6 protein-coding genes and 3 pseudogenes are annotated in these 5,427 nt (G+C 34.7%); 6 read left to right on the plus strand and 3 right to left on the minus strand.

The genetic code is table 11. The annotated features are described in order from the left end of the window. Positions 1–141 precede the first annotated feature (141 nt). Positions 142–486, minus strand: coding sequence for a type II toxin-antitoxin system PemK/MazF family toxin (locus GSM_RS09190; RefSeq protein WP_003691102.1), 345 nt, complete (start codon positions 484–486; stop codon positions 142–144). Continuing rightward, entirely contained in the window at positions 480–743 is a 264-nt protein-coding gene (locus tag GSM_RS09195) for an AbrB/MazE/SpoVT family DNA-binding domain-containing protein (protein ID WP_003691100.1), read from the minus strand. Before GSM_RS09195 ends, GSM_RS09190 begins: the two co-directional genes overlap by 7 nt. Before the next feature lie 90 nt (positions 744–833). Here GSM_RS09195 and GSM_RS15430 point away from each other — a divergent pair. The 5 genes and pseudogenes from GSM_RS15430 to GSM_RS09215 form a co-directional block, all read left to right on the plus strand. Next, positions 834–1,411, plus strand: a pseudogene (locus GSM_RS15430) (site-specific integrase). A 104-nt stretch (positions 1,412–1,515) separates the two neighbouring features. Continuing rightward, positions 1,516–1,923 carry a hypothetical protein gene (locus GSM_RS09200; protein WP_003691098.1) on the plus strand — a complete coding sequence of 136 codons (408 nt, stop codon included), beginning with the start codon at positions 1,516–1,518 and terminating at the stop codon, positions 1,921–1,923. A 158-nt stretch (positions 1,924–2,081) separates the two neighbouring features. Then, positions 2,082–2,363 carry a type II toxin-antitoxin system RelB/DinJ family antitoxin gene (locus GSM_RS09205; RefSeq protein WP_003691096.1) on the plus strand — a complete coding sequence of 94 codons (282 nt, stop codon included), beginning with the start codon at positions 2,082–2,084 and terminating at the stop codon, positions 2,361–2,363. Then, a pseudogene (locus GSM_RS15215) lies at positions 2,353–2,858 on the plus strand (hypothetical protein). Before GSM_RS09205 ends, GSM_RS15215 begins: the two are co-directional and overlap by 11 nt. Positions 2,859–2,957: 99 nt before the next feature. Continuing rightward, positions 2,958–3,553, plus strand: a pseudogene (locus GSM_RS09215) (MobQ family relaxase); the annotation flags it as partial. Between the two features lie 6 nt (positions 3,554–3,559). On the opposite strand, the gene GSM_RS09220 reads toward GSM_RS09215, so the two are convergent. Then, the gene (locus tag GSM_RS09220) at positions 3,560–3,958 is read right to left on the minus strand and encodes a winged helix-turn-helix transcriptional regulator (protein ID WP_003691089.1); all 399 of its coding nucleotides are present in this window, start codon (positions 3,956–3,958) and stop codon (positions 3,560–3,562) included. 99 nt (positions 3,959–4,057) lie between these two features. On the opposite strand from GSM_RS09220, the gene GSM_RS09225 reads away from it, so the two are divergent. After that, positions 4,058–5,020, plus strand: a complete 963-nt coding sequence (locus tag GSM_RS09225) for a 2-hydroxyacid dehydrogenase family protein (protein ID WP_003691088.1) — start codon at positions 4,058–4,060, stop codon at positions 5,018–5,020. Positions 5,021–5,427: the final 407 nt, after the last annotated feature.

Below are 5,427 nucleotides of genomic sequence, written 5' to 3' on the forward strand. Positions count from 1 at the left end.
CCGCTTTTAATTTTGAACTATATTTGGTCATGAAAAAAGTACCCCACAATCATTAGACTCTTTGTCTAACAATTATGAAGCACTTCATCTATAATATAATGTTGGGGTTATTTATCTTTATTTTATAAAAAATAACTTCTTTTATTCATCATCAATACTGAACAACAATTTGTATAAAGAGATTATTTCTTCTAATTCTTCACGTGATACATGATCGACAATAGCTTCGTCAGTGACATGTCTTGCCCGCAAATCTAAGGCTATTGTTTGATCTAATAATACTTTCCCATATACTGTTTGACTACTAGTTAGCGGATGATACATAGGAAAATTACGCTCGGTACTGCTAATTGGAGCCACAATTGTCATATTACTTGTTTGACAGACTAGATCATTACTTAGAGCAATGGCGGGCCGTCTGTTCATCTGTTCATGACCACGACTTGGATTAAAGTCAACATAAAATATCTCACCTTGGCTTACCATTGAAGTTCATTACCTTCAGACTTTCCCCAATCAAGTTCATGATCACGTTTCCCATCATCTTGCCAATCCTTAAATAGTTCGTGAATATTGGTTGGGTTCTTTTTTACTGGTGTTAAAACAATTGATCCTTTTTCAATTGTTATTGTCAAATCTTGATTATCATCTAATTTCAATTGTTTAATAATTTGACTAGGAATTCTAGCAGCTTTTGAGTTTCCCCACTTTGCTAAGCGTGTTTGCTCTTTAATAATTTCCATGTTTTCCCCTCCTAAATTATTATTTTAAATTAAGTATATCCTATGTAGATACAAAAATCAAGTGCTATTACTGGAGGTCATTTATATGCAATAGTCTTACCAATCAAAGATTCGAATGTTCTCAAAGAGGTGCAAGATACCTTATTAGAAAGCTTTAAAGCTGGGCGCCGTAACTATACAATTTTTCAAGTTGGTAAAGCTACACTACTGAGAGTCAGTGACGTCATGTGCTTAAAACAGGCCGATATCTTTTATCCGGACGGATCTATTAAACAAAATGCCTTTATTCACGACAGAAAAACTGGTAAACCTAATACTTTGTACCTTAAACCGGTTCGAACAGATCTCTTTGTATCACCAATGGTTACTCGAAAATAAGTTTCAATCTGAATGGCTTTTTCCCTCAATCCAACACCTAAAACGGCATATTACTGAAAAACAGTTTTACAAAAGCATGGGCAAAGTCGGCGATTTTTTAAATATCAATTATCTCGGAACGCACACAATGTCGAAAGACAGGTGCCTATCGTGTTTACACGTAATCCAATTACAATATTGGCCTGGTAATGCACTTATTAAATCATTCCAGTGAAATTGTGACTGTGGCTTATTTAGTTTTAGACCAGGCCAGTACTGAAACAATACTTGGTCAAATTAATTTCGGATGATTAGAATTTTGTTTTTCTACTACCAACATAATAATTTTTTTATGGACTTGAGTACACTTTTCCTGTAGTTTAGGTTTTATATCTTATGAGGAAGGGATCATTATATGAAAGATAAAACAAGTGCTTTAAATGATTTTAGTTTTACATTGTATATTTACAAACAAATAGCGAAAAAAGAGGTTACCTCATTTTCAGATTTTCCTTTGTCTGATTCTGAGATCGTTAATTGGTGGATTTCTGACTATGGTGTAACAATATTTGACGGACAAGTTGATTGGTTGTTTACTGATGAAATTACTTTAGCATTATTGACCGATAGTAGGTTATCTTCTGAAACTGTTTTAGAAAAACACCCACTAGAATTTATAAAGTATCCTAATAATATGGGTATAATTGGTGCATATTTTCAGGACACTTATTCTCTAGAGTTCATTATGTCTTTAACTCGGTACTTAGCAATAAAGTTTCCTGCTAAAATGCAAAAGAGACCCACATTTCCTTTTGATATATAGTTTTGACGAGGAGGCTTTATCGTTAGCCTTTTTTGTTATTTATGTTGTTGCCAAAGAGGTAGCAAACTCAAACTTACAGCTTTTAAAGACTTACATAATTGAAATGGTACTCAAAAGGTAGTATAATGGTAGTAGTAAAAGAAAGGGGCGAGACAATCATGGCAGTTAAGGAAAAGAAACGGGTACAAGTCAAGATTGATAAAGACTTGGCCGATAATACCGAAGCAGTTTTAAGCGAGTTGGGTCTAAACCCAACCACAGCGATTAACATGTTTTACAAGCGGATTGTTGCTAATGGTGCTTTGCCTTTTAATGCGTCTTTAAGCGAAGAAGAAAAAGCTAATTTACGTTTTCTAAAGGCTACCGAAGATACACCAGTAACAGAGTTCAAAGACGCTAAAGAAGTCGCTGATTGGCTCAATGATCCAGATGAGGACTAATGACTTAATCAGCCTATACGTTAGCTATGTAGAAACTAACGGTGGCAAGTCTCGACCGGTATTAATTCGTAAGGTATCAGCACAAATGGTCGAAGCTTTTAAAATCACGAGTAAGTATCAAAATAAATCGGCTTATATCAAGCAACAATATTATCCAATTAAAGATTGGCAAGCGGCCGGATTGAGAAAGCCCTCATGGGTTGATCTTGGCAATATTTATCGCTTCCCAAAAGCTGGTTTAAACTTTAAAGAAATCGGTCATTTAAGTAAGTTAGACCAAAATAAAATTGCTGATTTTGCTCTTAACCTAAAAGCCAAAAGAAGAGGCAGGGATCAAAAGATAATTCAACAGCAATCAAGTAAAAAAAACTCAAAGAAAATAAAACAGAGTTCACACAAAGAATCCAGAAACAGTTAAAAGATTTTGCAAATCAGAACCCAGAAGTTAAACCTAAAAATGATCCAGAAAATAAAAACGATCGGCGTAGTTATTAGGTTGATCGTTTTTTAGTTTATCCGGTTTATGTTCATTAACATAATCAGCAAATATTTTTAAAAGTTCCTCGGTTTGTTCAACTGATAAATTATCGGCCTAAAAGAACCTTTCCAAATGGTGATTTAGATGATCTTTCGCTAGTTAGACAAGAACAGGCTTATACAGCCGTGATGTACTATGATCCAGCTTTAAAGCCATGCAAGGTTGAAACACTGGAACAGTGGCAAAAAAACCGCCGAAGGTTTTCAGTACCCAAGAACATCAATTAGGGTTAGCTTATTTGTCGGGGCAGCTTAGCTTAGATCAGTTAGAAAATCATAACTTGCAACGGGTCTTAAAGCATGACGGAACTAAACAAATCTTTCTGGGTGAATGCAAAGCCGATCCGACCATTAAGACCAGCCAGATTGAAAAAATCCAAAAGCAGTTAAAAGAGCAACAAGATAAAGATGACCAATACCGACAAGCAAATATGGGACATTATCAACCATTTAATTACAAACCAGTTAGCCCAAGTCACTACTTAAAGACAGCCTTTAGTGACGCTATCATGGCCGCCCTATATGCCCGTGATGAGGATTATCAACGGCAAAAACAAGCACGTAGCTTAAAAGATACCGAATGGGAAATGACGAAAAAGAAACGGCAACATCAGACCCATAACCGACATGAAGACGGTGGTATGCACTTGTAATCGTGTTTATTTTTTTACCTCTCCTAAGCTAAAATTAATATTTTGCATACGAAGTTCCTGCAATCTTTTACCTCCCCAAACGTACATTTCATCGATGATCGGCAGCAAAGATTTACCTAGATTAGTCAGAGAATAGGCAACTTTGATGCGTGGACCAGCTTCTGGCCGTCTATTAATCAAACCATCTTCGACCAATTCTTTTAGTTTTTCAGAGAGCTCTTTGTGTGAAGCATGGGGCAGTAATTTTTGTAATTGATAAAAATAATAAGTGCCTTCATGTCCTAAATGATAAATAATGTTAATTTTCCATTTACCACTAAACATGGACAACGTAAATTCTTTTTGACAATTATAATCACCATTTATAAGCTTTTTCATTACTGCTTTACGTGCTAAATCGGTCAAAATAAAATTCCTCCTTTGAATGGTTACTAAAAAGTGCGTTATTGAGCTTTTAGCTATCTAAGATAATAATAAAATTATTAAAGACAGGAGGCAAAATTTATGAACAAAGTTTATGTATCCGCTAAGTTACCAAAAGTTACCGTCGAAAAATTAAGAAAAAATGGTTTGGAAGTTGAAGAGTATACAGGTGATGGCTTAATCTCTCATAAAGAGTTACTAGAAAAAGTTGCTGATATTGATTTTTTGATTACTACGCTTTCTACTGAAGTAGATCAAGAAATTATTGACGCTGCCCCTATGTTAGAACTAATTGCAAACTTTGGAGCAGGTTTTAACAATATTGATATTGTATATGCTAAATCTAAGGGAATTCAAGTGACTAATACGCCAAGAGTTTCAACTAATTCGGTGGGAGAAATCACAATGGGATTAATTTTAGCCTTGGGCCATCGAATCGTCGAAGGTGATCGACAAATGCGCCAATCAGGTTTCCCTGGTTGGGCCCCATTATATTTTCTAGGTCATGAAATTGCTGGTAAAAAATTAGGCATTATTGGTCTAGGAAACATTGGTAGTGAGGTAGCTAGAAAAGCCAATGCTTTAGGTATGAACGTATCATATTATCAACCACACCAGTTATCTGATCCTGAAGAACGTTCATTGAAAGTCACGTATAAATTATTTAATGAGTTAATTAAAACTAGTGACTATATTAGTATCAATGCTCCATTAACTGCTAAAAACCACCATCAATTTAACGCCACTATTTTTGAACAAATGAAAGAGACGGCGATGTTAATTAATGTTGGCCGTGGTCCAATTGTTGACGAAAGTGCCTTATTAGAAGCTTTAAAGACTGGAAAAATTGCAGGTGCAGCGCTTGATGTGTACGAAAATGAGCCAAAGGTAAATAGTGATTTCAATGACCTAAAAAATGTCATTTTAACACCTCATATTGGGAATGCAACAGTTGAAGCACGGAATGCAATGGCAAACATTGTAGCAACTAATGTTATTTTATCCGAGCATGAGGAAAAACCAAATTTTATTGTTAACAACTAATACAACGAAGCTGGAAGTGTGATGTGAGTCGGTAAAATTTGAGTACTAACAAGAAATTACGAACATAGCGAGTAATTTTCTATGAGTAATTCGAGTTTAGACGGGAAATTTTGACTTATGGAACACGTTTATCCGAAATAAATAGAAGAGCTAGGTTAAAATTTCACTTTTGACCCAGCTCCTAATTGTGAGCAGCGATTTTATTAAACATAGCATACATTTAATTAACAACTTTATACAGAACTACAGTTTAAATTCGGTATAAGAATAATTAGTGGCATGATAAGGGGTGGGGATGTAGGAAATTTCTACTTTATATAAATACAAACTTTTTTATTAGCTATTAAATTTTTTTTAGTTTATTTTTTAATATCTTCACCCTCTACAATTGGGTTCAAGTAAAAGTG

Source organism: Liquorilactobacillus mali KCTC 3596 = DSM 20444, from assembly GCF_000260415.1.
GTDB lineage: Bacteria > Bacillota > Bacilli > Lactobacillales > Lactobacillaceae > Liquorilactobacillus > Liquorilactobacillus mali.